Source organism: Mesorhizobium sp. ESP-6-4 (assembly GCF_020164735.1).
Taxonomy (GTDB): domain Bacteria; phylum Pseudomonadota; class Alphaproteobacteria; order Rhizobiales; family Rhizobiaceae; genus Mesorhizobium.
Genome location: NZ_JAIUGS010000002.1, coordinates 461,954 through 486,416, shown reverse-complemented (window position 1 = coordinate 486,416; position 24,463 = coordinate 461,954). Strand labels below are relative to the sequence as shown.

Annotated in this window: 24 protein-coding genes; 13 read left to right on the top strand and 11 right to left on the bottom strand. The window is 63.4% G+C overall.

The window, feature by feature from the left end; all coding sequences use genetic code 11:
- Window positions 1–11 precede the first annotated feature (11 nt).
- Window positions 12–950 carry a choline ABC transporter substrate-binding protein gene (gene choX, locus LB523_RS06170; protein WP_224544672.1) on the bottom strand — a complete coding sequence of 313 codons (939 nt, stop codon included), beginning with the start codon at window positions 948–950 and terminating at the stop codon, window positions 12–14.
- Window positions 951–1,034: 84 nt separating this feature from the next.
- Here choX and betI point away from each other — a divergent pair, with 84 nt between their 5' ends.
- Window positions 1,035–1,685, top strand: coding sequence for a choline-responsive transcriptional repressor BetI (gene betI / locus LB523_RS06165; RefSeq protein ID WP_224601503.1), 651 nt, complete (start codon window positions 1,035–1,037; stop codon window positions 1,683–1,685).
- A 73-nt stretch (window positions 1,686–1,758) separates the two neighbouring features.
- On the opposite strand, the gene LB523_RS06160 is transcribed toward betI, so the two are convergent.
- Window positions 1,759–2,730: a LysR family transcriptional regulator gene (locus tag LB523_RS06160; protein WP_224601501.1), complete on the bottom strand. Its 972-nt coding sequence runs from the start codon at window positions 2,728–2,730 to the stop codon at window positions 1,759–1,761.
- 105 nt (window positions 2,731–2,835) lie between these two features.
- Here LB523_RS06160 and LB523_RS06155 point away from each other — a divergent pair, with 105 nt between their 5' ends.
- The 4 genes from LB523_RS06155 (at window position 2,836) to LB523_RS06140 (ending at window position 6,193) form a co-directional block, all read left to right on the top strand.
- Window positions 2,836–3,318, top strand: coding sequence for a cupin domain-containing protein (locus tag LB523_RS06155; protein WP_224601499.1), 483 nt, complete (start codon window positions 2,836–2,838; stop codon window positions 3,316–3,318).
- A 181-nt stretch (window positions 3,319–3,499) separates the two neighbouring features.
- Window positions 3,500–4,897, top strand: coding sequence for a class II fumarate hydratase (gene fumC / locus LB523_RS06150; protein WP_224601497.1), 1,398 nt, complete (start codon window positions 3,500–3,502; stop codon window positions 4,895–4,897).
- Between the two features lie 330 nt (window positions 4,898–5,227).
- Window positions 5,228–5,644, top strand: a complete 417-nt coding sequence (locus tag LB523_RS06145; protein WP_224601495.1) for a DoxX family protein — start codon at window positions 5,228–5,230, stop codon at window positions 5,642–5,644.
- Window positions 5,645–5,779: 135 nt separating this feature from the next.
- A complete protein-coding gene (locus LB523_RS06140) occupies window positions 5,780–6,193 on the top strand; it encodes a DoxX family protein (protein ID WP_224601494.1) in 414 nt (137 codons plus the stop codon).
- Between the two features lie 4 nt (window positions 6,194–6,197).
- Here LB523_RS06140 and ppx read toward each other — a convergent pair whose 3' ends face one another.
- Entirely contained in the window at window positions 6,198–7,733 is a 1,536-nt protein-coding gene (gene ppx, locus LB523_RS06135; RefSeq protein WP_224601492.1) for an exopolyphosphatase, read from the bottom strand.
- Entirely contained in the window at window positions 7,730–9,925 is a 2,196-nt protein-coding gene (locus LB523_RS06130; RefSeq protein ID WP_224601490.1) for an RNA degradosome polyphosphate kinase, read from the bottom strand. Before LB523_RS06130 ends, ppx begins: the two co-directional genes overlap by 4 nt.
- Window positions 9,926–10,177: 252 nt before the next feature.
- Here LB523_RS06130 and LB523_RS06125 point away from each other — a divergent pair, with 252 nt between their 5' ends.
- Together LB523_RS06125 and LB523_RS06120 are read left to right on the top strand one after the other, a co-directional pair.
- The gene (locus LB523_RS06125; RefSeq protein WP_027169907.1) at window positions 10,178–10,423 is read left to right on the top strand and encodes a zinc-finger domain-containing protein; all 246 of its coding nucleotides are present in this window, start codon (window positions 10,178–10,180) and stop codon (window positions 10,421–10,423) included.
- Window positions 10,424–10,452: 29 nt separating this feature from the next.
- A complete protein-coding gene (locus LB523_RS06120) occupies window positions 10,453–11,685 on the top strand; it encodes an FAD-dependent monooxygenase (RefSeq protein WP_224601488.1) in 1,233 nt (410 codons plus the stop codon).
- A 226-nt stretch (window positions 11,686–11,911) separates the two neighbouring features.
- Here the strand turns inward: LB523_RS06120 and LB523_RS06115 are convergent, their stop codons facing one another.
- From LB523_RS06115 to LB523_RS06095, 5 genes are all read right to left on the bottom strand, one after another.
- Window positions 11,912–12,583: a TIGR02117 family protein gene (locus LB523_RS06115; protein ID WP_224601485.1), complete on the bottom strand. Its 672-nt coding sequence runs from the start codon at window positions 12,581–12,583 to the stop codon at window positions 11,912–11,914.
- Window positions 12,584–12,754: 171 nt separating this feature from the next.
- Entirely contained in the window at window positions 12,755–13,504 is a 750-nt protein-coding gene (locus LB523_RS06110) for an amino acid ABC transporter ATP-binding protein (RefSeq protein ID WP_036259985.1), read from the bottom strand.
- Between the two features lie 68 nt (window positions 13,505–13,572).
- On the bottom strand, window positions 13,573–14,730 hold the full coding sequence (locus tag LB523_RS06105; RefSeq protein WP_224601483.1) for an amino acid ABC transporter permease: 1,158 nt from the start codon (window positions 14,728–14,730) through the stop codon (window positions 13,573–13,575).
- A gap of 4 nt (window positions 14,731–14,734) precedes the next feature.
- The gene (locus LB523_RS06100; RefSeq protein ID WP_224544663.1) at window positions 14,735–15,922 is read right to left on the bottom strand and encodes an amino acid ABC transporter permease; all 1,188 of its coding nucleotides are present in this window, start codon (window positions 15,920–15,922) and stop codon (window positions 14,735–14,737) included.
- A gap of 62 nt (window positions 15,923–15,984) precedes the next feature.
- Window positions 15,985–17,013, bottom strand: coding sequence for an amino acid ABC transporter substrate-binding protein (locus tag LB523_RS06095; RefSeq protein ID WP_140545460.1), 1,029 nt, complete (start codon window positions 17,011–17,013; stop codon window positions 15,985–15,987).
- Between the two features lie 464 nt (window positions 17,014–17,477).
- Between LB523_RS06095 and LB523_RS06090 the strand changes: the two genes are divergently transcribed.
- The 5 genes from LB523_RS06090 (at window position 17,478) to LB523_RS06070 (ending at window position 21,902) form a co-directional block, all read left to right on the top strand.
- Entirely contained in the window at window positions 17,478–18,650 is a 1,173-nt protein-coding gene (locus LB523_RS06090) for a cystathionine beta-lyase (RefSeq protein WP_224601482.1), read from the top strand.
- A 144-nt stretch (window positions 18,651–18,794) separates the two neighbouring features.
- Window positions 18,795–19,493 (top strand): RNA polymerase sigma factor, encoded by a 699-nt coding sequence (locus LB523_RS06085; protein WP_224601480.1) that lies wholly within the window; start codon window positions 18,795–18,797, stop codon window positions 19,491–19,493.
- 93 nt (window positions 19,494–19,586) lie between these two features.
- The gene (locus LB523_RS06080; RefSeq protein ID WP_140840753.1) at window positions 19,587–20,111 is read left to right on the top strand and encodes a DUF4142 domain-containing protein; all 525 of its coding nucleotides are present in this window, start codon (window positions 19,587–19,589) and stop codon (window positions 20,109–20,111) included.
- 86 nt (window positions 20,112–20,197) lie between these two features.
- Complete coding sequence (locus LB523_RS06075) at window positions 20,198–20,494, top strand: cupredoxin family copper-binding protein (protein ID WP_224601801.1); 297 nt, start codon at window positions 20,198–20,200, stop codon at window positions 20,492–20,494.
- Between the two features lie 322 nt (window positions 20,495–20,816).
- Window positions 20,817–21,902 (top strand): HPP family protein, encoded by a 1,086-nt coding sequence (locus LB523_RS06070; protein WP_224601478.1) that lies wholly within the window; start codon window positions 20,817–20,819, stop codon window positions 21,900–21,902.
- A 101-nt stretch (window positions 21,903–22,003) separates the two neighbouring features.
- On the opposite strand, the gene LB523_RS06065 is transcribed toward LB523_RS06070, so the two are convergent.
- Together LB523_RS06065 and LB523_RS06060 are read right to left on the bottom strand one after the other, a co-directional pair.
- A complete protein-coding gene (locus LB523_RS06065; RefSeq protein WP_140840747.1) occupies window positions 22,004–23,227 on the bottom strand; it encodes an anion transporter in 1,224 nt (407 codons plus the stop codon).
- A gap of 675 nt (window positions 23,228–23,902) precedes the next feature.
- Window positions 23,903–24,067 carry a DUF3309 family protein gene (locus LB523_RS06060; RefSeq protein WP_095768421.1) on the bottom strand — a complete coding sequence of 55 codons (165 nt, stop codon included), beginning with the start codon at window positions 24,065–24,067 and terminating at the stop codon, window positions 23,903–23,905.
- Window positions 24,068–24,269: 202 nt separating this feature from the next.
- On the opposite strand from LB523_RS06060, the gene LB523_RS06055 reads away from it, so the two are divergent.
- A complete protein-coding gene (locus tag LB523_RS06055; protein ID WP_095768420.1) occupies window positions 24,270–24,437 on the top strand; it encodes a Thivi_2564 family membrane protein in 168 nt (55 codons plus the stop codon).
- Window positions 24,438–24,463: the final 26 nt, after the last annotated feature.

Below are 24,463 nucleotides of genomic sequence, written 5' to 3'. Positions count from 1 at the left end.
GGCTGCCGGCCTCACAGTCCGAGCTTTTCCTTGACCGCGGCAAGGCCGGGCTTGCCGTCAAAGGTGGTGACGCCGGCGAGCCACGCATCGAGCCGATCCTTGTGCAGGGTGATCGACTTCAGCGCCCCATCCTCCGGCTTCATGCCGTCATTGATGAGATAGCCCATACCGACATTTTCCATGTCGATGTCGAAGGCAAGGTTCTTCAGGAACTGCGCGACGTTGGGGCATTCCTGCAGGAAACCCTTGCGCACCTGGGTGGTCACGGTGGCGGCGCCGAAATTCGGGCCGAAGAACTTGTCGCCGCCGGTCAGGTACTTGAAGTCGTACATCGTGTTCATCGGGTGCGGCGCCCAACCTTGGAAGACGATGAACTGCTTCTCCTTGATCTCGTAGCCGACCTCCGAGAGCATGCCGGCTTCGCTCGACTCCACCACTTGCCAGCCATCCAGACCATATTGCGGATCGGCAATGGCATCCATCATGAGCTGATTGGATCCGGGCTCGATGCCGTACATCTTCTTGCCGAACTTGTCGGCGAATTTATGCAGGTCCGACAGGTCCTTGACGCCGGCGTCCCAGACATAAGTCGGCACGGCGAAGGTGTATTTGGCGCCGACCAGATTGACGCGCACATTCTCGATCGAACCGTCCTTCTTGTAGGGCTCGTAGTAGGTGACCATCGCAGGATCCCAGTAGCCGAGGAACAGGTCGAGGTCTTTGTTCTTCATCCCTTCATAAATGACGTTGATGCCAAGCACCTCGCTTTGCGGCTCGTAGCCGAGCGCCTGGAGCAGCACCTTGGCCACACCCGTGGTGAAGGCGAGATCGTTCCAGCCGGGTTCGGCCATGCGAACCGCTTTGCAGCCTTCGGCTTCGGCGGCGCCGGCCGCCTGGGAAGCCGCCATTAGCGCCGCGACACAGACGCCTCTCGCAAGCATGCGCAACATTCCGGTTCTCCTCTTTCAATCCTTTTTTGACCTTGTGGTCATTTTATTGTCCCATTGGTCAATCATTGATCTGAGCGGACGAAAATGTCAACGTGGATTCGCCATGCATGGATCGGTCCGGTGAAACTCACGCGTCTCAGCGACATACGCCGCAAGGAACTGCGGCAGGCGGCCTTCGCAGTGCTGGAGCGCGAAGGCATCGCCGGCGCGACGCTGGAAAAGGTCGCGGCCCAGGCCGGCGCCTCGAAGGGCATCGTGCTGCATTATTTCCGCAACAAGCAGGAGCTTTTCGAGCACGCCATGCGCGAGGCGAACGCCGTGCTCTGTCACGCCGTCGTCGCCCGGCTTCAGCGGGCGCGAACGCCGACGGAACGGCTGGACGCCGTGATCGAGGGCAATTTCGAGGAGCATTTGTTCCTGCCGCCGCTTTGCCACGCATGGCTGTCGCTCTGCGCCGAGGTGCCGCGCGACGAGAAGCTGGCGCGCATCCAGAAGGTCATCCACGCCCGCATGCGCTCGAACCTCTTGTCCGGCCTGCGCGGCCTCGCTTCGCCCGAACTGGCCGAGGAGACCGTGCTCGGCGTCACCGCTTTGATCGACGGACTGTGGCTCAGGCTTGGCCTGCAGCCGGGCAGCGTCACGCGCGAGCAGGCCGTGCGCCAGGTCAAGGATTTCGTCGCGGGCCGGCTGGGCCTGCGCCAGCCCGCGCCGGTCGGGTTAGCCTCAGCCGGATAAGGTTCATACCGGCGATCGCTCCCGCGCTTGACCGTCCGCGTTGCTCAGCGCTGCACTCCCGCTCCAACGGCAGCTATACCCCCGGGAGAGCACTTGCGGTGCCGTCCCAGTCCTTGAAGCCGAGCGTTCCCACCTCATCGAGTATCTGTTCGCGGATCCAGCGATGCGGTGGCTCATCATCGCGGCGGGCGTGCCAGTACATTCTGACCGCCGGCGATGGTATCAGGATCGGCGCCCGATAGATGCCGATCGGCAGGGATTTTGCCGCCGCTACAGCGAACTGCGTTGGAACCGCAGCCAGATAAGGCCCGTTCGCCACGGCTAGCGCGACGGCCTGGAAGTGCGGCAAAGCAAGCATGACGCGACGCACCCGGCCCATCCTGCCCAGCGCATCGTCGGTGAAGCCCGACATCGATCCATCGATGGAGCGCAGCGCATGCGGCAGCGCGCAGAACAGGTCGAGTGGCACCTCTTCGCCCTCGGCGATGCCGGCCTGGCCGAGCGCCGCATTGTCCTTCGCCGCGACAATGGCGAAGGGCGAGCCGAACAGCGCCACGCTTGAGACCCACTCCGCGACCTCCAGCGGGCGCTCCAGCGCAAGGTCGATCCGATCGTCCTGCAACAGCTTCGAGACGTCGCCGATGGCGCTGTCGAGGAAACGGAACGATACGCCGGGCGCCACCGCCGCAATGCGCGCGGCGAAGGGCGGCATAAGAAGCATGGAGAAGAAATCCGCGCCCATGAAGGTGAAGGTCCGTTCCAGCCTTGCCGGATCGAAATCGGTCGCCGGCTGAAAGGCGCGCTCGATCTCGCGCAGCGCTGCACGCACCGGCTCCGCGAGGCTTTCGGCGCGAGGCGTCGGCACCATGTCGTTGCCGCGGCGCACGAAGAGCTGGTCGTTGAGCGCATGGCGCAGGCGGTTGAGCGCGGCGCTAACAGCCGGCTGGCTGAGGCCGATCTGCTCGCCGGCGCGCGTCACGCTCTTCTCGCGCAGCAGCGCGTCGAGCACCCTCACCAGATTGAGGTCGAGCGCGTTCAAATTCATCGCATCAATCCGCCCCATACGATCATTCGATTTCCATCACCGGCTCGTCCTTGCTTAGGTCGCCGTCGAAGCCGCTTTGTCGGCACTCAACAAGGGAGAGCAATGATGACAATGATCAACACGACGATCGCAGGCAAGGAACTCCTCTGGTTCAACAACACGCTCGTTGCCATCCAGCTTTCGTCGGCCGACGGCGAGGACGGCATCTGCATCATCGAGCACCGCCAGCCCTACGGCGATTCCGCGCCGCTGCACGTGCACCGCAATGAGGACGAGGTGTTTCATATTCTCGAAGGCCGGATACGTTTTGTCGTCGACGGCCGCGAGCGGCTTGCCGGCGCCGGCGAAACGGTGCTCGCTCCGAAAGGCCTGCCGCACACTTACAAGGTCGAGTCTCTCGAAGGCGCCCATACGCTCACCGTCACGCGCGGTTCGGATTTCGAGACGATGGTGCGCAAGGCTAGTCGCCCTGCGGAGCGAGCCGAACTGCCGCCGGCGGCAGCGCCGACGCCGGAGATGATTGAGGTGTTGACGAGCCTGTGCGCCGAGAACGGCATCGATATTGTCGGGCCGCCGCTGAAGCGCTGATCTCCCGCCGGGCATCTCCCCATAAGAAGGGGGAGATTGGCCGTCACCGCCGTCTCGCCCAGAGCGAGAAGAAGAGGCCCTCTCTTCAACCGATTTGCATCTTCCCCGACCGCAATCTCCGCTTGAAGCGGTTTGTGCAACGCGATACGCCCTTGCCCAAATCGACAGACGGAGACTTGCCGTGAGCGCTGAAAAGACCAGAACCGAAACCGATACGTTCGGCCCCATAGAGGTGGCGGCCGACCGCTATTGGGGCGCGCAGGCGCAGCGTTCGCTGGGCAATTTCAAGATCGGCTGGGAGAAGCAACCGGCTTCGATCGTGCGCGCGCTCGGCATCGTCAAGCGCGCCGCGGCCGAAGTGAACATGGAGATGAAACGGCTCGATCCGGTCATCGGCAAAGCGATCGTCGAGGCGGCGCAGGAAGTGATCGACGGCAAGCTTAACGATCATTTCCCGCTGGTGGTTTGGCAGACGGGCTCGGGCACGCAGTCCAACATGAATGCCAACGAGGTGATCTCCAACAGGGCGATCGAGATGCTCGGCGGGGTGATGGGCTCGAAGAAGCCGGTGCATCCGAACGACCACGTCAATATGAGCCAGTCGTCCAACGACACCTATCCGACGGCCATGCATATCGCCTGCGCCGAGCGGGTCGCGCATCACCTGATCCCTGCCCTGCACCACCTGCACAAGGCGCTCGACGCCAAGGCCCGCGCCTTCAACCATATCATCAAAATCGGCCGCACCCATACCCAGGACGCCACGCCGCTGACCCTCGGCCAGGAATTTTCCGGCTATGCCGCGCAGGTCGCCTCCTCGATCAAGCGCATCGAGCTGACGCTGCCCGGTTTGCAGGAGCTGGCGCAGGGCGGCACCGCCGTCGGCACGGGCCTCAACGCGCCGGTCGGCTTCGCGGAAAAGGTGGCGGACCGTATCGCCGCCATCACCGGCATCGCCTTCGTCACTGCCCCGAACAAGTTCGAGGCGCTGGCGGCGCATGATTCCATGGTGTTCTCGCATGGTGCCATCAACGCGGCGGCCGCGGCGCTGTTCAAGATCGCCAACGACATCCGCCTGCTCGGCTCCGGCCCGCGGTCGGGTCTCGGCGAGCTCTCGCTGCCGGAAAACGAACCGGGCTCCTCGATCATGCCGGGCAAGGTCAACCCGACCCAGTGCGAGGCGCTGACGCAGGTCTGCGTCCAGGTGTTCGGCAACAATGCAGCACTTGCCTTCGCCGGCAGCCAGGGCCATTTCGAGCTCAACGTCTACAACCCGCTGATGGCGTATAATTTCCTGCAGTCGGTGCAGCTGCTGGCCGATGCTTCCGTTTCCTTCACAGACAATTGCGTGGTCGGCATCGAGGCGCGCGAGGACAACATCAAGGCGGCGCTCGAACGCTCGCTGATGCTGGTGACGGCGCTGGCCCCCACTATCGGCTACGACAACGCCGCCAAGATCGCCAAGACCGCGCACAAGAACGGCACGACCTTGCGCGAGGAGGCCTTGGCCACCGGGCTGGTCAGCGAAGCCGATTACGATCGGCTGGTGCGGCCGGAGGACATGACGCATCCGGGGTAGTTTTCGCCATCGGGGAAAGTCACGTCGTCATCCAGGGTCTCCGCGACGGAGCTTCGCTCATGCTACGCCCGAGAATGACGAAGCATTTGACGTGTCGGCGAATCTCCGAAAGCCGGCGACTGCCGCTGCCCAAACCACCGACTCGGTAGCAGAGCCATTTGGGGGCAGAACAATTTACTCCCCCGGCGCAACCTGCCGACAGGTTTTAGCGCACTGCTGCCGATATCGGAATATATATTCTGTGAACAATGTGTCGTCACATAGGTGGCTTTGGTGAACAGTTACTGTCGTCTACCTGACGGACTATTCAACCCCGTTCGGAGAACCGCCATGTCCATCAACTCTTCCGTCGCCGGCACCGCGTCCAACAGCTCCACCACGATCCTCCTGGGTCGCATTCTGCTCGCCGTCATCTTCCTGCTTTCCGGCTTCGGCAAGCTCACCGCGATTTCCGGCACTGCCGGCTATTTCGGCGCTCTCGGCCTGCCGATGCCAACCGTGACCGCCGTCCTGGTCGGCCTGATCGAGCTGCTCGGCGGCCTTGCCATTCTCGTCGGCTTCCAGACCCGGATCGCCGCCTGGGTGCTCGCCATCTTCACGATCGCCACCGGGCTGGTCGCGCACACCGGCTGGGCCGACCAGATGCAAATGATCCAGTTCCTCAAGAACCTCGCCATCACCGGCGGCTTCGTCCTGCTCGCCTCCTCGGGCGCCGGCGCCTATTCGATCGACGCCAAGCGCGGCTGATCTTTTTCCTCCCAGACTGATCCTCCCAAACTGAAACGAAAGCGGTGCGGAATTTTCCGCACTGCTTTTTCGTTTTCCGGTTGTAGGCGTAGACTGCGCTGGCAGCCCGCCTGATGCCGGCAAGGGAGATGACCAATGCCCCGCAATGCGTTGCTTCTGGTCTCGCGGCTCCTTCTTGCCGCGCTGTTCGTACCGTCGGGCTTCCAGGCGCTCACCAATATCGGCGGCACGACCAGTTACTTCGCCGGCCTCGGCCTGCCGCTGCCGACCTTGGCGGCATGGGGCACAGGCCTGTTCGAGTTGATCGCCGGGTTGGTGGTCCTCGTCGGTTTCCAGACGCGGATCGTGGCGCTGCTGCTTGCCGCCTTTAGCGTAGTCGCCGGTTTCATCGGCCATTACGGCCAGGGCGCGGACGACGCCACGCTGTCCTTCATGCACCAGCAGATGCTGATGAAGGACATCGCCATTGCCGGCGGCTTTCTGGCGCTGGCCATGGCCGGCGCCGGCGCATGGTCGGCGGACGGGCGTGGCTTCGGAATCGGCAGCTGATCCGTTACTTCACCGAGACGCTCGGCCCGCCCTCGACCGCGAGCACTAGGCGGCGATTGGTGATACGCGCCAGTTGCGCCAGCCGGCCGGCCGGGCGCTCACCATAGAGGTCGGAAAGCGAGGCCGGCAGCACCAACGCGAGCGCTCCGTTGCCGCGGTTCTCCCATTTCAGCCTCGGCATCACGCCCGGCATAGCCGCCGTCAGCAGATAGACGACGCGCATCATGGCCGCCAGCGTGCGGGCGCGTTCCAGAAGGCGCGGCGGCGCCAGCGCGTTGATCTCGGGTGCGATGCCGTCGTTGAAGACGCCGTCATGGCGATAGGCGTTGGCCAGAGCCAGATAGGCGCGGCCCGGATGGTCGACGCCGGTGAAGGAGGCATGCGCGATAATGTTGAGCGACTGCCGGCCGCGATATTCCGGATGCGCGCGCCAGCCGATATCGGCAAGCAGGCAGGCGGCATGGCGGTAGCGTGCCTCGTCTTCCGTCTCATCAATGCCGAAGGCCTTGAACGCCTTGCCGGTCCATTCGACCAGGTCGTGCGCGTGATGCACCGAGCGCGAGCGCAATAGCGCCAGTTCCTCGGCGGCCGAGATCAGCGGGTCGGCCTTCTGCTCGGCGGCGTCGAGCAGCGAGTAGAGGAAACCCTCGCGCACGCCCTGCGCCGAGACGACGATCTTCGACGGCTGCATGGCCGACATGATCTCCTGCAGCACGACGGCACCGTAGGGCAAGAGCGAGCGGCGGTTCTTGGAAACGCCCTCGATGCCCCTCACCTTCTCGACCTCGCTGCGGGCGACCTGCTTGAGGAAAGTCTGCGCGCTGTCGGCCGATATCTCGTAGTGATGCATGACGCCGAGCGGGTAGTTGTTCATCTCCATATGCAGCCGGGCAAGATTTCGCCAGGTGCCGCCGACTGCGTAGAAAACCCTGCCCTGCCCGCCCTTCAGAAGCTTCGCCCGCGCCAGTTCCTGGCGCGCGATCTTCTGGGCCTGCACGAGCGAGTTCCTGGCCATGTCCTGCAGGCGCAGGCCGCCGAGCGGCAACGTGATGCCGTCGCCTATCGCTTCGCCATTGATGTCGATCAGCTCGAGGCTGCCGCCGCCAAGGTCGCCGGCGATGCCATTGGCCGGATGGAAACCGGAAATGACGCCGAGCGCCGAATAATAGGCCTCCTGACGGCCGGTGAGCACGCGGATCTCGGTCTTCAGCACCTCCTCGGCACGGTGGATGAAATCGGGGCCGTTCCCCGCCTCGCGCGCGGCGGCTGTCGCCAGCACATAGATGTGCTCGGCGCCCGCCTGGTCCGAGAGCGCGCGGAACCGGCGGAATTCCTCCATCGAGCGCGTCACCGCCTCGGGATCGAGCTTGCCCGTCGAAACGATGCCGCGGCCGAGGCCGGCCAGCATCTTCTCGTTGAACAGAAGCGTGGGCGAGCGCGCCAGCCCCTCATAGACGACAAGGCGAATCGAGTTCGATCCGATGTCGATGATCGACAGCGGCCGCCGGTCCTGAAGCCGGCCCTGGGAAACTGCGGTCACGCGGCGCTGTTCTTCTTGCGGCGCTTGAACTGGGCAATGCGCTTGGGCGCATGCGATTTCAGCGCGTCGCCCCGCCCGGAGAGGCTCGGATTGGTCATGAAATATTCCTGCGCGTTGAACGGCTCCTCGCCCTCCTCCAGCACAACGCGCCGGGAGGTGCCGTCAGCCAATACGTCGAAACTTTGCTGGTTGTCCATGATGTTGCCCAGCATGATCTGGCCAAGCACCTGTTCATGCACAGTTGGATTGGTGATCGGTACCAGGGTCTCGACGCGGCGGTCGAGATTGCGCGGCATCATGTCGGCCGACGAGATGTAGACGACCGCCTCGTCCGACGGCAGGCCGTGGCCGTTGCCGAAGCAGAAGATGCGGCTGTGCTCGAGGAAGCGGCCGACGATCGATTTCACCCTTATGTTCTCGGAAAGACCCGGCACCTGCGGCCTCAGGCAGCAGATGCCGCGCACGACGAGGTCGACCTCGACGCCGGCGCGGCTGGCGTCGTAAAGCGCGTCGATGACGGTCGGATCGACCAGCGCGTTCATCTTCATCCAGATGCGCGCCGGCCGGCCGTCGCGGGCATGAACGATCTCGTCCAAGATGTGTTTCAGGATGCGCTTGCGCAGCGTGAAGGGCGATACGGCAAGGCGCATCTCCTCGGCGGGCTCGGCATAGCCGGTGATGAAATTGAAGAGCTGCGCGACATCGCGCGCGATCGTCGGGTCGGTGGTGAAGAAGGACAGGTCGGTGTAGATACGGGCGGTAACCGGGTGGTAGTTGCCGGTGCCGAGATGCACGTAGTTGCGCAGCCGGCCATCCTCGCGGCGCACGATCAAAGACATCTTGGCGTGGGTCTTCAGCTCCAGGAAGCCGAACACGACCTGCACGCCGGCGCGCTCGAGGTCGCGCGCCCAGCGGATGTTGGCTTCCTCGTCGAAGCGCGCCTTGAGCTCGACAAGTGCCGTGACCGACTTGCCGGCCTCGGCGGCGTCGATCAGCGCGCGCACGATCGGGCTGTCGTTAGAGGTGCGGTAGAGCGTCTGCTTGATCGCCACCACTTCCGGGTCGGCGGCGGCCTGGCGCAGGAACTGCACCACCACGTCGAAGGACTCGTAGGGGTGGTGGACGACGATGTCCTTCTCGCGGATGGCGGCGAAGCAGTCGCCGCCATGCTCGCGGATGCGCTCGGGGAAGCGCGGATTGTAGGGCGTGAATTTGAGGTCGTCGCGCGGGATGGCGACAATCTCGGATATCTGGTTGAGCGCCAGCGGACCGGTGAGCACGCTGATGCGGCTCGACGACACACCGAGCTCGCCGGCGACGAAGTCCCGCAACGCGGCCGGCATCAGCGTGTCGAATTCGATGCGGATCACCGAGCCGCGGCGGCGCCGCTTCAGCGCCGTTTCGAACAGGCGCACCAGGTCTTCCGACTCTTCCTCGACCTCGATGTCGCTGTCGCGGATGATGCGGAACGTGCCGGAGCCCTTGACCTCGTAGCCGGGGAAAAGCTTGCCGATATAGATGCCGACCACTTCCTCCAGCGGGATGAAGCGCACATGGTGCTTGCGGTCGGGCAGGCGGATGAAACGCCTGAGCGCCACCGGCAGGCGCAGCAGCGCGCTCATCTCCTCGCCATTCTTGCGATGGCGCAATTGCAGGGCGATGGAAAAGCCGAGATTGGGGATGAACGGAAACGGATGCGCCGGGTCGATCGACAGCGGCGTCATTACCGGGAAAACCTGTTCCTGGAAATGCTCCTCCAGCCAGGCCTTCTCATCCTTGGTCAGCGCGTCGCGGGTGATGCTCTCGATGCCTTCCTTGTTGAGCAGCGTCATCAGCGCCGAGAGGCTCTTCTGCTGGTCTTCCTGAAGGCGCTCGACCTCCCGCAGCAACTGCTCGAGCTGCTGTTCGGGCGTGCGGCCGTCCGGGCTCTTCAGCGCGATGCCCTCGCGGACCTGGCCGGCAAGGCCGGCGACGCGCACCATGAAGAACTCGTCGAGATTGGCGGCAGAAATCGACAGGAAGCGGACGCGTTCAAGCAGCGGATGATGCTCGTTCAGCGATTCCTCCAGCACGCGGCGGTTGAATTGCAGCCAGGAGAATTCGCGGTTGACGAAACGATCGGGATTGCCGCCGTCGGGGCTTGCGGCCTCGACGGTGATGAACTCGCTCTGCACAGGCTTCAGTTCGTTCATGGTTTCCTGCTCTTGCCCGCAACCGTTCCCAGGAGGCGCCGCATACTGCCGTTAAACGACGCTCTAGCATGTCTTTATGACGCATGATCGTCACGGAATCGCTCCGGCACCGGCCCCATGCGCTTAACCGGCTCAACTTATCCTCTGCCAGCCTTTTGCGACAGTTTGATTTCATCGATCTTGCAAACTGGCCTGTTATGCTCCAGATGCAAACTGGTCACACCCACTGGCCGAACCCAATTGGAGACGACGATGGCAGGCGGCAGCATTCCCCATTTCCAGAACGACGCGGGCCATCCGGTCATCGAGATCGGCGTCAAGGAATTCATGTGCACCGGCGCCAACCCGCCCTTCGACCATCCGCATGTGTTCCTCGACATGGGCGACGACAATGAAAAGGTCTGCCCTTACTGCTCGACGCTCTACCGCTATTCACCGTCGCTGAAGGCGACGGAAACGCAGCCGGCCGGCTGCCTTTATGTCGACCAGGCCGCCTGACGCGGCAAATCATGAACGACTGCTAGATCATGACTGAAGCACGGTCCCGGCAAATCGTCATCGCCGGGGCTGGCATCGCCGGGCTGACGGCGGCGCTTGCCTTCGTCGAGCGCGGTTATCCGGTAAAACTGTTCGAGCAGGCAAAACAGCTGGAAGCGGCCGGTGCCGGCCTCCAGCTTTCCCCCAACGCGACCCGGATCCTGCGGCGGCTCAGCGTGCTCGATCGACTGCTGCCCAACGCGATCCGGCCGCGAGCGGTGGTGCTGAAGGACGCAAGGAGCCTGCGAGAGCTGGCGCGCGTGCCGCTTGGGGAAACCGCAGAAAAGCGCTGGGGGGCGCCCTATCTCGTGGCGCACCGCGCCGACCTGCAGGCGGCGCTGATGGCGGCGGTGGCGGAACGGCCCGGTATCGCGCTTGTCACCGGCGCTCGTGTTGCCGGCATCGCCGTCGACCCGCAAAGCGTGACCGCGACGGTCGAGGTCGACGGCAAAGCGACGAATATCGCGGGCGACCTGCTGGTCGCAGCCGACGGCGTTTGGTCCTCGGTCCGCGCCGGGCTTGTCCGGACGGCCGGCTTTTCGGCAAGCCGCTTTTCGGGCGAGCTCGCTTGGCGCGCGACGATCGCGGCGGAAAGCGCCGCCGGCCAGGCTTTCGCGCAAATCGGCGCGACTGACAGCGTCACCACCTTCCTGCATCCCGGCTTCCACATGGTTGCCTATCCGGTGAGCAAGGGCAGCGCCTTCAACCTTGCCGCCTTCACCAAGGGCCAGCACATTGCCGAAGGCTGGTCCGGCCATGCCGACCCCGCGATCCTCTCAGGCGCCATCCGAGGCACGGCGACGGGGCTGTCGAGGCTGGTGGCGCTCGCCGGCCCCTGGACGGCGTTCCCCATCCACACGGTCGAGCAGCGCCGCTGGACGATGCCGGAGGGCATAGCGCTGATCGGTGACGCCGCGCACGCCATGACGCCCTTCGCGGCGCAAGGCGCGGCCATGGGGATCGAGGATGCCGCTATGCTCGCCAATCTCGTTGCCGACTTCCCCGGCGATCCAGCTCGAGGCCTCGCCATCTGGGAAAATCTCAGACGCCCGCGCATCGAGAAGGTGCTGAAACGCGGAGCGCTCAATCGGCTGGCCTGGCACGCCTGGGGACCGGTGGCGATCACACGCAATCTGGTGCTGGCGGCGCGACCGGCGGAAAAGCTCGCGGCGGACCTGGACTGGCTCTATGGGTGGGAGGAGCGGGGGGTTGTGCGGCGGTAGCGTCTGCCACCAGATGGATAGGCCGGCGGGACAGCACCCCCTCTGCCCTGCCGGGCATCTCCCCCGCGAGGGGAAGATTGGCAGCTTGGGCGCTGGCTCCCGCCTTGCGACGTTGATGATTGGCGAAAGTAGCCACGACAGCTGATCTCCCCCCTTGCGGGGGAGATGGCCGGCAGGCCAGAGGGGGGTGTTACGGAACGCGGCGTTTGCAAATTCCCATCAACCCTCAATCATACAACCTCAATGACCACCCCAGCGATACCGGCAGCGGGTTCCACCAGCCGGTGCGCAGACCGGCGGTGCGCAGCGCCGCCGCGGTCCACGTATTGCAACCGACCAGCGCGTTGAAATGGCCGTTGGCCTCGTAGAAACGGTCGAAAGTTGAATAGCCCGCATTTTCAATCGCCATCGGCCCGCCCGCCTCTCGCTGCCGGAAGCTTGCCGCGATATAGTCGAGCAGCGGCGAGAAATGTTCCTCATCGATGTCAAAACCGGCGACATCCGGATGCGGCTCAAGAATAGCCCCCGCAGCATCGACATGCATCACCGAGGCGTCGAGCGTAAGCGCCTTCAGCACCGGCATGGTCTTCAATTGCGACCAGGTCGGCGTCTCCAGATAGAAGGCGCGGCCGCCCCAGCCGAAGACGATGTAGCGCGCCTCCTGAGCCTCGATCGGCAGGCCGGTATCGGCGAGAAAGGCAAAGCGCCGGCGCACGCCGTCATCGAGGGGCACGGCGATGTCGGTGTGGATCGGGTTCTTCAACACCAATATGTGCCGCGTCCCCTCGCCTTCGGCCCGTGCCGCCGGCCAGAACGGACGCGGCACCAGCGTGCCGAGCGCGACGGCAAGCACCGCCGCTCCCAACAGCATCACCATATATCGCAGGACTCGTCTCATCGGGTGCGGTCGTTCCGTCTCGTCTGCGTCGACCCCAGGATAACCTGGACGATTAGGCTAGACGATTTCGCAGCGTCAACCAAAAATGAGCCGATCCTTGTCCGATCGCCCGAATGCAAAAAAGCCCGGCTGTTTCCAGCCGGGCTTCCGAAAATTTAGCGTCGCGCCCGCTCAGTGCAGGATCTGCGACAGGAAAAGCTTTGTGCGTTCATGGCGCGGATGGTCGAAGAATTCGGCCGGCGTGTTCTGCTCGACGATCTGGCCCTGATCCATGAAGATCACGCGGTTGGCCACCTTGCGGGCAAAGCCCATCTCGTGGGTGACGCAAAGCATGGTCATGCCCTCTTCCGCCAGCCCCACCATCGTCTCCAGCACTTCCTTGATCATTTCCGGGTCGAGCGCCGAGGTCGGCTCGTCGAAGAGCATGATGCGCGGGTTCATGCACAGCGAGCGTGCGATCGCCACGCGCTGCTGTTGCCCGCCGGAGAGCTGGCCCGGATATTTGTTGGCCTGTTCCGGTATCTTGACGCGCGTAAGGAAATGCATGGCGATTTCCTCGGCCTGCTTCTTCGGCATCTTGCGCACCCAGATCGGCGCCAGCGTGCAGTTCTCCAGGATGGTCAGATGTGGGAACAGGTTGAAATGCTGGAACACCATGCCGACCTCGCGGCGCACCTCGTCGATCTTCTTCAGATCGTTGGTGAGTTCCTTGCCGTCGACGATGATCTTGCCCTTCTGGTGCTCTTCCAGCCGGTTGATGCAGCGGATCATGGTCGACTTGCCGGAGCCGGACGGACCGCAGATGACGATGCGCTCGCCACGCATCACCTTGAGGTTGATGTCCTTCAGCACATGGAACTCGCCATACCATTTGTGCATGCCGACGATGTCGATGGCGACATCGGTGGTGGAGATGTGCATCTTGGCGGCGTTGACCTTGATTTCTTCCGCGCTGACGGCGTTTTCGGTGGCCATAACCTGTTCCCTTTTTATCGTTTATAACCGGTGTCGAGCCGGCGTTCGGTGTACATTGAATAGCGCGACATGCCGAAGCAGAACAGCCAGAAAACGAAGGCGGCAAAGATCAGGCCGGACCTCGCGGTCTGCGGGGTCGCCCAGTTTGCATCGGCGAAATTCTGCTTCACCACGCCGAGCAGGTCGAACATCGAGATGATCAGGACCAGGCTGGTGTCCTTGAACATGCCGATGAAGGTGTTGACGATGCCAGGAATGACCAGCTTCAGCGCCTGCGGCAGCACGATCAGGCTCATCTTCTGCCAATAGCCGAGGCCGAGCGAATCGGCGCCCTCATACTGGCCCTTCGGGATCGCCTGCAAGCCGCCGCGAATCACTTCGGCCATATAGGCGGCGGCAAACAGCGACACACCGATCAACGCACGCAGATACTTGTCGAAGGTAACGCCCGCGGGCAGGAACAGCGGCAGCATGACGCTGGCGAAGAACAGCACGGTGATCAGCGGAATGCCGCGCACCGTCTCGATGAAGACGATACAAAGCCATTTGACGATCGACATCTTCGAACGGCGCCCGAGCGCCAGCACGATACCCAAAGGCAGCGACACCGCAATGCCGACGAAGGAGAGGCTGAGCGTCACAAGGAGCCCGCCCCAGCGCGAGGTCTCGACAACCGGCAGGCCGAACACGCCGCCAAGCAGCAGGAAGAAGGCGACGATCGGCAGCGCTACGAACAACAGCACCGCATTCAATCCTTTGCGCGGCACGCGCGGGATCAGCATCGGCACCAACAGCGCCACGAACAGGATGGCGACCAGGATCGGCCGCCAGCGCTCCTCGATCGGATAGGTGCCGAACATGAACTGGCCGAACTTGGCGTTGACGAAAGCCCAGCAGGCACCGGTCCAGCCGTCGGGCTGGATGCCGCCTTGCGTGACGGTGGTGCAGACGGTGCGATCCGGCCCGGTCCACTGGGCATTGAGGAAGGCCCAGCTGATGACCTGCGGCAGGATCCAAAGCACGATGGCGATGCCGAGGATTGTGAGGACGGTGTCGCCGACCGAACCGATCAGGTTCTTGCGCACCCAGGCATAGGCGCCACGTTCGGTAGGCGGGGCCGGCTGGGCAAGCGCCATCTCGGTGCGCACCCAGGACATGTCATGTTCCTGCATGGCCCTACCTCTCCACCAGCGCCATTCTGGCATTGACGATATTCATGACAAAGGACGTCACCAGGCTCAGCACCAGATAGGCGATCATCATGATGAAAACGCCCTCCACCGCCTGCCCGGTCTGATTGAGCACCGTGCCGGCGGTGGCGGTAAGGTCCGGATAGCCTATAGCGATCGCCAGCGAGGAGTTCTTGGTCAGGTTGAGATACTGGCTGGTGAGCGGCGGGATGACTATGCGCATCGCCTGCGGGATGACCACCAGCCGCAGGATCGGACCGGAGCGGAGGCCGAGCGCCGCCGCCGCTTCGCTCTGCCCTTTGTTGACGCCCCTGATGCCGGCGCGCACGATCTCGGCGATGAAGGCCGCCGTGTAGAAGGAGAGCGCCAGCAAGAGCGACAGGAATTCCGGCTTGACCCAGAAGCCACCGGTCAGGTTGAAGGTCGATTGCTTCGGAAAATCGAAGGTGAGCGGCATGCCGCCGAGCAGGAAGGCCAGCACCGGCAGGCCGACGATAAGTGCGACCGATGTCCAGAAGACCGGAAATTGCTGGCCCGTCGCCTTCTGCCGCTGTCGCGCCCTGTGGGCGACGAACCAGACCATTGCAATGGCGAGCAGCAGTGCGACGCCGATCAGCCAGGAGCCATCGCCCCAAACGGCGCGCGGAAAATAGAAGCCGCGCTGGTTGAGGAACGAGCCGAAAGGCAGGTGGATGCTCTCGCGCGGCGGCGGCAGCACGGCCAGCACGCCGGAATACCAGAAGAAGATGACCAGCAGCGGTGGGATGTTGCGGAAGATCTCGACATAGACCGTGCAGATCTTGCGGATCAGCCAGTTCTGCGACAGGCGGCCGATGCCGATGGCGAAGCCCACGATGGTCGCAAGCACGATGCCGGCGGCGGCGACAATGATCGTGTTGAGCAAACCGACGACCAGCGCGCGGAAATAGGTCGAATCGGACGTATAGGCGATCGGCGTGTCGGAAATGTCGAAGCCGGCCCTGCTCCTGAGAAAACCGAAGCCCGACGCGATGTGCAGACGCTGGAGGTTTTCGATGACGTTGTGGACGATCCACCAGATCGAACTGAACAGCAGGATCACGACCAGCGTCTGAAAGAACAGGCTGCGAATTCTCGGGTCATTGATGAAGGAGCCGCGACTCGGCTCCTCGCGAAGGATTTCCTGCGAAGCCATGGACCGTCCTCTGGAAAGAGAAACCGGGAGACAGACGACCTGCCTCCCGGATCACGTTTCAATCAGCGGATCGGCGGACCGTATTGCAGGCCGCCTTTGGTCCACAGCGCGTTGATGCCGCGCGCGATCTTGAGCGGGCTGCCCGAGCCGACATTGCGCTCAAACATTTCGCCGTAGTTGCCGACAGCCTTGACGATGTTGACGACAAAGTCGTTGGAGAGGCCGAGATCGGCGCCATACTTGCCGTCCGGTTCAGTGCCGAGAAGGCGCTGGATGTTCGGGTCGGTTGACGTCTTCATCTCATCGACATTGGCCTGCGTGATGCCGGCTTCTTCGGCGTTGAGCAGCGCGAAATACGTCCAGCGCGCGATATGCGCCCACTGGTCATCGCCCTGGCGCACGGCCGGGCCGAGCGGCTCCTTGGAGATGATCTCGGGCAGCACGACATGGTCGGCCGGCGAGGAGAGCGTCAGACGGATACCATAAAGGCCGGACTGGTCGGTGGTGTAAGCATCGCAGCGACCGGCGTCATAGGCGGCGTTGACCTCTTCGAGCTTCTCGAACACGACGGGGTTGTACTCCATCTTGTTCTTCTTGAAGTAGTCGGCGAGATTGAGCTCGGTGGTGGTGCCGCTCTGCACGCACACGGCGGCGCCCGAAAGCTGCAGCGCGGAGTTCACGCCGGGCAGCTTCTTGGCGTTGATCATGAAGCCCTGGCCGTCATAGTAGGTGATGCCGACAAAATCGAGGCCGAGCGCGCTGTCGCGGTTGCTGGTCCAGGTGGTGTTGCGCGACAGGATGTCGATCTCGCCCGATTGCAAGGCGGTGAAACGCTCCTTGGCGCTTAACGGCGTGAACTTCACTTTGGAGCCGTCACCGAAGACAGCGGCCGCAACGGCGCGACAGAAGTCCGCGTCGATGCCCTTCCAGTCGCCCTTGTCGTCCGGCGCCGAGAAGCCGGCGAGGCCGGTCGAGACGCCGCACTGGATAAAGCCCTTCTGCTTCACGGTATCGAGCGTGCCGGCCGAGGCGGCAGACGCCATGAACCCGAGCGCGGCGACGCCAAGAATGCCGATTGCAATGTGTTTCATGACCCACAGACCCTTTTCTGTTACAGGCGCCCCTATCGCCAGGCGACGCTTGATCTTTTTTCGTTTGTGAATGCAGCTCCCACTCCAAGGCCCACTCCCGGGACCCGCATCGGTTGCGATGCGCTGCCTCCCATTCACGAAACGCATCGAAGGCGATTATTCCTGTGAGGTCAAGGGAAATGACCGATTCCTCAGAGGTTTGAAAGCAATTGCCGCAAATGCCAGAATTGCGGACAAGAGCACATGAAACCGGCAGGCGATGCGAACAAATCAGTCAAGTCGCGGCGTCGCGAATCCGTGCTCCTGCGGCAGAATCCGCTGCGGCAATAGCGTTCTTTACTGGGCTTGAGCGCCTTTGGATTGGCCCAGCGGAAGACCGACTTTTGGATGGCGCGGCGCGGTTGCGCCGGCTTTGCAGCCGCTTTATGGCTGGTCCCCTGACATCATTCGATAGGCGACGAACCATGGCTAGAGACGGCATCGAGATGGGCATCAACACGCTGCTTGCCCATTCCGGCAACAACCCGCGCGACTATTTCGGCTTCGTCAACCCGCCGGTCGTGCATGCCTCGACAGTGCTTTATCCCGACGCCGCTTCGATGGCTGGGCGCAGCCAGAAATACACTTACGGCACCCGCGGCACCCCGACGATGGACGCGCTGACGCTCGCCGTCGATGCGCTGGAAGGCTCTGCCGGCACGATCGCGGTGCCTTCCGGACTGGCGGCGGTGACGGTGCCGCTGCTCACCTTCCTTGCCGCGGGCGATCACTTGTTGATCGTCGACAGCGTCTACCACCCGACGCGCCACTTCGCCGACACGATGCTGAAGCGGCTCGGCGTCGAGATCGAATATTACGAGCCGCGCATCGGCGCCGGCATCGCTTCGCTGATCAAGCCAAACACAAGGGTAGTGTTCACCGAATCGCCGGCATCGAACACCTATGAGGTGCAGGACATCCCGGCGATCTCCAAGGCTGCACATGCGGCGAACGCCATCGTGATGATGGACAACACCTGGGCGACACCGCTCTATTTCAAGCCGCTCGACCATGGCGTCGACATCTCGATCCACGCGGCGACGAAATATCCGGCCGGTCATTCCGACGTGCTGCTCGGCCTGGTTTCGGCCAACAACGCCTGCTGGACAAAGCTTTATGATGGGTTTTGCGCGTTGGGCTGCTGTTCCGGTCCCGACGATATCTACCAAGTGCTGCGCGGCCTGCGCACGATGGGCGTGCGGCTCGAGCATCACCGCAAGAGCGCGCTCGACATCGCGCGCTGGCTGGAGGAGCAGCCTGGGATCGCGCAGGTGCTGCATCCGGCGCTGGAAAGCCATCCCGACCATGCGCTCTGGAAGCGCGATTTCTGCGGCTCGAGCGGCGTCTTCTCGATCGTGCTCAACGGCGGCGGCCAGAAGGCCCAGCACGCCTTTCTCGATGCGCTCAAGATCTTCGGCCTCGGTTATTCTTGGGGCGGCTATGAAAGCCTCGCCGTTCCGGTCTTCCTCGGCGACCGCATGCTTGCCAAAGGCTCGTATGCCGGCTCGCTGATCCGCCTGCAGGTCGGGCTCGAGGATGTCGAAGATCTCAAGGCCGACATTCTGCGCGGGCTCGCGGCGGCCGCCGCAGCCGGATGACAGGCTGATCGGCACGGAATCCGCACCGGCGGCAGACAAGCCTCGGTCGAAGCGGTAGCATGGGGCCGTGCAGCCAGCTCGGGAACCTTTTGTCGGCAGGCGCATCCAACCGTGGATGCAACATCTGTCGGGAGATCGGGCGCGATGATAAAGCCCGCCATCGAAACCGCCGAGGTCGGTACGGCCGAAGCCGGCGACATGCCATTGGTTCGCCGGGCGCTTGCGCGCGATCCGAATGCGTTCCGTGCCATCATCAAAACGTACAACCAGCGACTCTACCGCATCGCGCGCGGCGTGGTGCGCAACGACGCGGAGGCCGAGGACATCGTGCAGGAGGCCTATTTGCGCGCCTTCGCCAGTCTGAGCAGCTTTCGCGGCGAGGCTTCGCTCTCCACCTGGCTGTCGCGCATCGTCATCAACGAAGCGCTCGGCCGGCTGCGCAAGCGCAAGCGCGTCGCGGCCATGCATGAGAACCCGGAGGCGCAGATCATCCGGTTTCCCTTGAATCCAACCGACTTGAACCCAGGCGACGATCCGGAGCGGACGATGGCGCAGCGGCAGATTCTGAGGCTTGTCGAACGGGCGACCGACAGCCTTCCCGATGTCTATCGCACCGTGTTCGTCGCCCGCGTCATCGAGGGCCTGAGCATCGAGGAAACCGCCGATTTTCTCGGCGTGAGGCCCGAGACGGTGAAGACCAGGCTGCACCGGGCGCGAACGCTGGTGCGAAAGGCACTGGACGACGAGATCGGTCCGGTGCTGCTCGACGCCTTCCCCTTTGCAGGCCGGCGTTGCGAGCGGCTGACGCAGGCGGTGATGAAAAGGCTGGATTTCGAGGTCTAACTTTCCCGGGAACGTTTTGACGCGTCCGGCATCCAATCTACCGTCAACCTCAAATGAAGCCCGAGGCCAGCGCCGTCGGGCGAAGGAGATGCCATGTTCATGCGATCAACCGCCGCCCTCGCCGCTCTTTTCTTCGTGAGCACGGCGCCACTGGCGCTAGCCGCCGAAAAGCCCACCGATCCGCAGATCGCCCACATTGCCTATACGGCCGGCACGCTCGACATCGAAGCGGCCAAACTGGCGATCAAGAAGTCCAAGAACAAGGAGGTCGTCGACTTCGCCAAAGACATGGAGCGCGACCACGAGGCGGTGAACAAGCAGGCGCTCGACCTCGTGAAGAAGCTGAAGGTCACGCCCGAGGACAACGACACCAGCAAGGCCCTGACCAAGGCTGCGAAGGAAGAAGACGCCAAGCTGGCGAAGCTCAAGGGTGCCGCCTTCGACAAGGCCTATATCGAGAACGAAGTGGCCTATCACAAACAGGTCAACGGCGCGCTCGAAACCTTGCTTATCCCCTCGGCAAGCAATGCCGAACTGAAGGACCTGCTGGAGACCGGCCTCAAGATTTTCCGGGGGCATCAGCAACATGCCGAACACGTCGCCGGCATGTTGAAATGAGGCTGCTATTGCTTTGTTTTGAGGCAATTCCTGACGGAAGGCTACGGCGAAGTCGCTGCGCCCAACCGTTTCACACTTTTCCAGGAATTGCTTTGCTCACTCTGGCGCTGGCGCTCATCGCATCGCCGGCGTTCGCGGGGACGATCGAGATAACGATCGACAAGCTGGTCTTCTCGCCCGCAAACATTCAGGCCAAGGTCGGCGATACGATCGAGTGGACGAACAAGGACGTGATCGCCCACACCGCGACGGTGAAAGGCGGCTGGGACGTGATGATCCCGGCAAAGTCGAAGGGCAAGGTTACGCTGAAGGCGGCGGGAACAGCGGACTATTTCTGCCGCTTCCATCCCAACATGAAAGGCCATGTCGAGGTGGCGCCCTAGCTATCCGAGAGCGAGGCGCGCGCAGCGCCTCGCTTGACCTTGCAGCAATCCTCCCATGCCCCAGCCTCAGCGCCGCGCGCCGCACTCGCACACTTTCGCCTAGGCCAGACATTCGGGCGAATTGCCGAACCGACTCTGCAAACCGTCGTAAAGGCTTGGCGCGATTGAGAAAGCCGAGGCCGCTGGCGGCGCGTCCTGCGCGGATCGCTGTGCAATAATATTCCCTTCAGCGGCGAATCTACGGATTGGTTTGGCTTTCAAATCCGCGGCTTCAGCGGCATTGCGGGCAACGCAATTCCACCTCTTCGATCCAGGGCCTGCCATGGCGTTTCGCCTTTTCGTTCCGATCCTTGCTGGCGCGACGCTTGGCGAGCGGCTGCTTGCCTGCATCGGCGCTACCATCGGTATCGCGCTCACCGGCATGATCAGCGGGCTCGCCATGGGTAGCGGCCCGCTTGTGGCGATGCTGGTGGCGCCAATGGGCGCTTCGGCGGTGCTGCTCTTTGCCGTTCCCTCGAGCCCGCTGGCGCAGCCCTGGTCGATCATCGGCGGCAACACGATTTCGGCGCTGGTTGGCGTGACGGTGGCGCATTTTGTGCATGACACGGTGATCGCCTCCGGCCTAGCGGTGGCACTGGCGATCGCCGCCATGTCGTTCACGCGCTCATTGCATCCGCCGGGCGGCGCAGCGGCGCTTACCGGCGTGCTCGGCGGGCCGGCCGTAGCCGCCGCGGGCTTCCTGTTTCCCTTCGTGCCGGTAGCACTCAACTCGACCATCCTGGTTGCGCTCGGCTTCCTTTTCCACAAGCTGTCGCGGCGCAACTATCCCCATGTGCACGTGCCCACCGCCCGCGGCCACGGCACCGCCGACCGGCCGCCGGCCGAGCGCGTCGGCTTCCGGCCCGAGGATGTCGACGCCGCCCTCTCGGCGCTCGACGAGACCTTCGACATCGACCGTGACGACCTGGAGCGCCTGCTGCGCCAGGTCGAGTTGCAGGCCATGGTGCGCTCGCAGCGTACGCTGCTTTGCAAAGACATCATGTCGCGCGATGTGATCTCCGTGGCGGAAAAGGCCTCGGCCGACGACGCGCGCAAACAGCTGATCGACCACAATATCCGCACCTTGCCGGTGATCGACGCGGACGGTCGGCTCTCCGGCGCGGTCGGCCTGCGCGAGCTGACAAGGGCGACCGACACGGTCAAAGGGGTGATGTCTAAGGCCGGCACCGCCCTTCCCGACACCCCGGCGATGAGCCTGCTACCGGTGCTGACCGACGGGCGAAGCCATGCGGTGGTGATCGTCGATGCCGAGCGGCGCATCCTCGGCCTGATCACCCAGACCGACCTGCTCGCGGCCGCCGCACGCCTGCAGCAGGCAGACAGGGTGCCGTTGAAGGCGGTGGCCTAAGCAAGGCCCTCACCCCGGCAAGCCGACTGCCAGGTCGAGACGCTGCCGCCGGTCATGTCGCCGCGGCGCCCTCGATCAGGCGGTCCGAAGGGACAGCGTCTTCAGGCCCAGGCCAGCCAGGCGGTTCCGGCAAGAAGCGTCACCAGCGTCAGCGGCAGGCCGACCTTAAAGAAAGCCGAGAAGGAAAGCTCCTTGCCGGCAGCTTTTGCCTGCTCGGCGACGATTAGATTGGCAACCGAGCCGAGCAGCGTGAAATTGCCGGCAAGCGTCGAGCTCATCGCCACGACCAGCCAGGCGCGCGCCGGGTTTTCCAGCCCAGGAACGAAGGGCCGGAGCGCCAGCACCGCCGGCACATTGCTCATGATGTTGGAAAGCACCGCGGTGAAGCCGGAGAGCCGCCAGACATCGTCGAGTCCGATGTTCTTGGCCCAGGCGATCATGTCGGGCGTGAGCAAGGTGCGCTCGGCACCCGCCACCACCACGAACAAGCCGGCGAACATGAAGAGCAGCGGTCCGTCGATCTCGCGGTAAATGCGCCGCGGCTTGATTGCCCGCGTGACCAGCAGGAAGGCGCCGGCAATGAGCGCCGCCTTCGCGACGGGAACGCCGGCGAAAAAGGCGAGCGCCAGCAACACGCAGACGATGGTGGCCTTCAGCACCTGCCCGGGCAGCATGCGGCCGCGATAGACTTCCGGGCTGAGTTCGGCAGGGCGGGAGAATTCGGCCCGGTAGACGATGCGCACGATGACGATGACGCAGAGCAGGCCGAACAGCGCCACCGGCGCGAGCGCCAGCGTGAAAGCCGGATAGGAAATGCCGGACAGCGCACCGATCACCATGTTCTGCGGGTTGCCTGTGATGGTGGCGACGCTGCCGCAGTTCGAGGCCGTGCAGGTAGCGATGAGATAAGGCACCGGGTTGCGGTTGATGACTCGTGTGACGTGCACGACGATCGGCGCCATCACCAGGCAGATCGCGTCATTGACCAGGAAGGCCGAGAGCGCGCCGGTCAGCAGCGTCACCATTACCAAAAGCATGAAGGGCGCGTGGGCATGCTCGATGGCAAAGCCGCCGAGCGCCCGAAACGCGCCCGAGACCTTCAGATGCGCCACGACGATCATCATGCCGAGCAGCAAGGTTATGGTGTCGAAATTGATGGCTCTGTAGGCATCCTCGATGCCGATCGCGCCGATGGCGATCATGGCGGCGCCGCCCAGCAACGCGATGCCGGCGCGGTCGAGCCGCAGGCCCGGAATACGGCCGACGGCGACGCCGGCATAGGTGAGCACGAGGATGAAAAGCGCGCCCGCGCCGGTCCATGTCATTGCAAGAAGGTTCCCTTTGCGTGCCCTGATCCGTCGACGCATCGGGCGGCACCACATTTAACAACGCCAGCGCAAAGGGAAAGCGCACAAGCGCGTGAAAGCCTTATGTCGCTTTCTCGCCTTTCACATTCATAAACCCTAATGTAAAGAATAGTGAATTAACATATGTGACCGATAATCCAGGCGTTGGGGACTAAACGGATGAACACGGTCGTTGAGGCGGAACATGGCGTCCCGTCACGGGAGGAACTGATGCGTCCGCAGGAATGCTCCCGCTGTCACGGGGCCAAGAAGGTTTTCGTTTGCGCGCGCTGGCTGAGCTCGAACGGCCATTGCTGCCCAGAGGGCACGCACCGGCTGAATTGTCCGGGACACAGTATAGTGTGCCTCGAATGCAGTGGGCGCGAGGGCTAGCGGGATTCGCGGATCGGCCGCCGGTCGACCGCAACGCCGCCGAATCCTGTTCGGTGGCAGCAATGATCATCTGACTGCGATGCGCCCTGCGACGGCAAATGCTTCCGCTCCTTGCCGTCGTCGCGCTGATCGCCGCCTAGCCCGCCAAAACTAGCCGAAACGCAGATCGGGAACCGCGACGCCAGCCGCGAGGCAACCGCCCGGCGGCGAAGCTGAGGGACGCGCTGGCGACACTCTGAGGCCTGGTCGCATCGTGGGCCGTCAGATGCGGCCGAGCAACACCAGGATGATCACGATGACCAGGACGAGTCCGAGGCCGCCGCCGCCATAATAGCCGGTGCCGTAGAAAGGCCCTCCGCCTAAGCCGCTGAAGCCGCCAAGCAGGGCAAGAATGAGAATGATGATGAGAATCGTGCCGAGGCCCATGGTTTCTTCCTCTCTGACAGTGCGATCCCGCGCATTGCTATCGAGGAAGTGAACTCGCAAGCCGCGCGCATGTTCCGCCGACGTCGAAGCCGGCTTCTGCTTTCGGACGACACGATCGGTGGCTCAATCCGCTTGGAACCATTTCGCAGCCGGCAACGTTGGAGCCTGCCCATCCGGGCAATCTTGATAAGAAGGCAGGCAAATGGGCGTATCGATCCTTATCGGCATATTGATCACTTTCCTGGTGGTGATCCTGGTGCTTTACCTCGTGCAACGCCTGCCGCTCGATGCCCGCGCGCGCCAGATCGCGCAGATCATCGTCATCATCATCGGAATCGTTTCGCTGCTCAAATATCTTGCGGTGTTCTAGCCGCGATCCATATTCGACACCCGGAA

Bases quoted from the DNA above. Each gene is read 5' to 3' on its own strand.
- LB523_RS06155 (WP_224601499.1), top strand. From the start codon at position 2,836: ATGACAATGATCAACACGACGATCGCAGGCAAGGAACTCCTCTGGTTC.
- LB523_RS06065 (WP_140840747.1), bottom strand. From the start codon at position 23,227: ATGACATGGACCGGCGCGGGCGCGCTTTTCATCCTCGTGCTCACCTAT.
- betI (WP_224601503.1), top strand. From the start codon at position 1,035: ATGTCAACGTGGATTCGCCATGCATGGATCGGTCCGGTGAAACTCACG.
- LB523_RS06060 (WP_095768421.1), bottom strand. From the start codon at position 24,067: ATGGGCCTCGGCACGATTCTCATCATCATTCTCATTCTTGCCCTGCTT.
- LB523_RS06085 (WP_224601480.1), top strand. From the start codon at position 18,795: ATGATAAAGCCCGCCATCGAAACCGCCGAGGTCGGTACGGCCGAAGCC.
- LB523_RS06140 (WP_224601494.1), top strand. From the start codon at position 5,780: ATGCCCCGCAATGCGTTGCTTCTGGTCTCGCGGCTCCTTCTTGCCGCG.
- LB523_RS06130 (WP_224601490.1), bottom strand. From the start codon at position 9,925: ATGAACGAACTGAAGCCTGTGCAGAGCGAGTTCATCACCGTCGAGGCC.
- choX (WP_224544672.1), bottom strand. From the start codon at position 950: ATGTTGCGCATGCTTGCGAGAGGCGTCTGTGTCGCGGCGCTAATGGCG.
- LB523_RS06160 (WP_224601501.1), bottom strand. From the start codon at position 2,730: ATGAATTTGAACGCGCTCGACCTCAATCTGGTGAGGGTGCTCGACGCG.
- LB523_RS06090 (WP_224601482.1), top strand. From the start codon at position 17,478: ATGGCTAGAGACGGCATCGAGATGGGCATCAACACGCTGCTTGCCCAT.
- LB523_RS06125 (WP_027169907.1), top strand. From the start codon at position 10,178: ATGGCAGGCGGCAGCATTCCCCATTTCCAGAACGACGCGGGCCATCCG.
- LB523_RS06080 (WP_140840753.1), top strand. From the start codon at position 19,587: ATGTTCATGCGATCAACCGCCGCCCTCGCCGCTCTTTTCTTCGTGAGC.
- LB523_RS06115 (WP_224601485.1), bottom strand. From the start codon at position 12,583: ATGAGACGAGTCCTGCGATATATGGTGATGCTGTTGGGAGCGGCGGTG.
- LB523_RS06100 (WP_224544663.1), bottom strand. From the start codon at position 15,922: ATGGCTTCGCAGGAAATCCTTCGCGAGGAGCCGAGTCGCGGCTCCTTC.
- LB523_RS06055 (WP_095768420.1), top strand. From the start codon at position 24,270: ATGGGCGTATCGATCCTTATCGGCATATTGATCACTTTCCTGGTGGTG.
- LB523_RS06145 (WP_224601495.1), top strand. From the start codon at position 5,228: ATGTCCATCAACTCTTCCGTCGCCGGCACCGCGTCCAACAGCTCCACC.
- LB523_RS06070 (WP_224601478.1), top strand. From the start codon at position 20,817: ATGGCGTTTCGCCTTTTCGTTCCGATCCTTGCTGGCGCGACGCTTGGC.
- LB523_RS06105 (WP_224601483.1), bottom strand. From the start codon at position 14,730: ATGCAGGAACATGACATGTCCTGGGTGCGCACCGAGATGGCGCTTGCC.
- LB523_RS06120 (WP_224601488.1), top strand. From the start codon at position 10,453: ATGACTGAAGCACGGTCCCGGCAAATCGTCATCGCCGGGGCTGGCATC.
- LB523_RS06095 (WP_140545460.1), bottom strand. From the start codon at position 17,013: ATGAAACACATTGCAATCGGCATTCTTGGCGTCGCCGCGCTCGGGTTC.
- LB523_RS06110 (WP_036259985.1), bottom strand. From the start codon at position 13,504: ATGCACATCTCCACCACCGATGTCGCCATCGACATCGTCGGCATGCAC.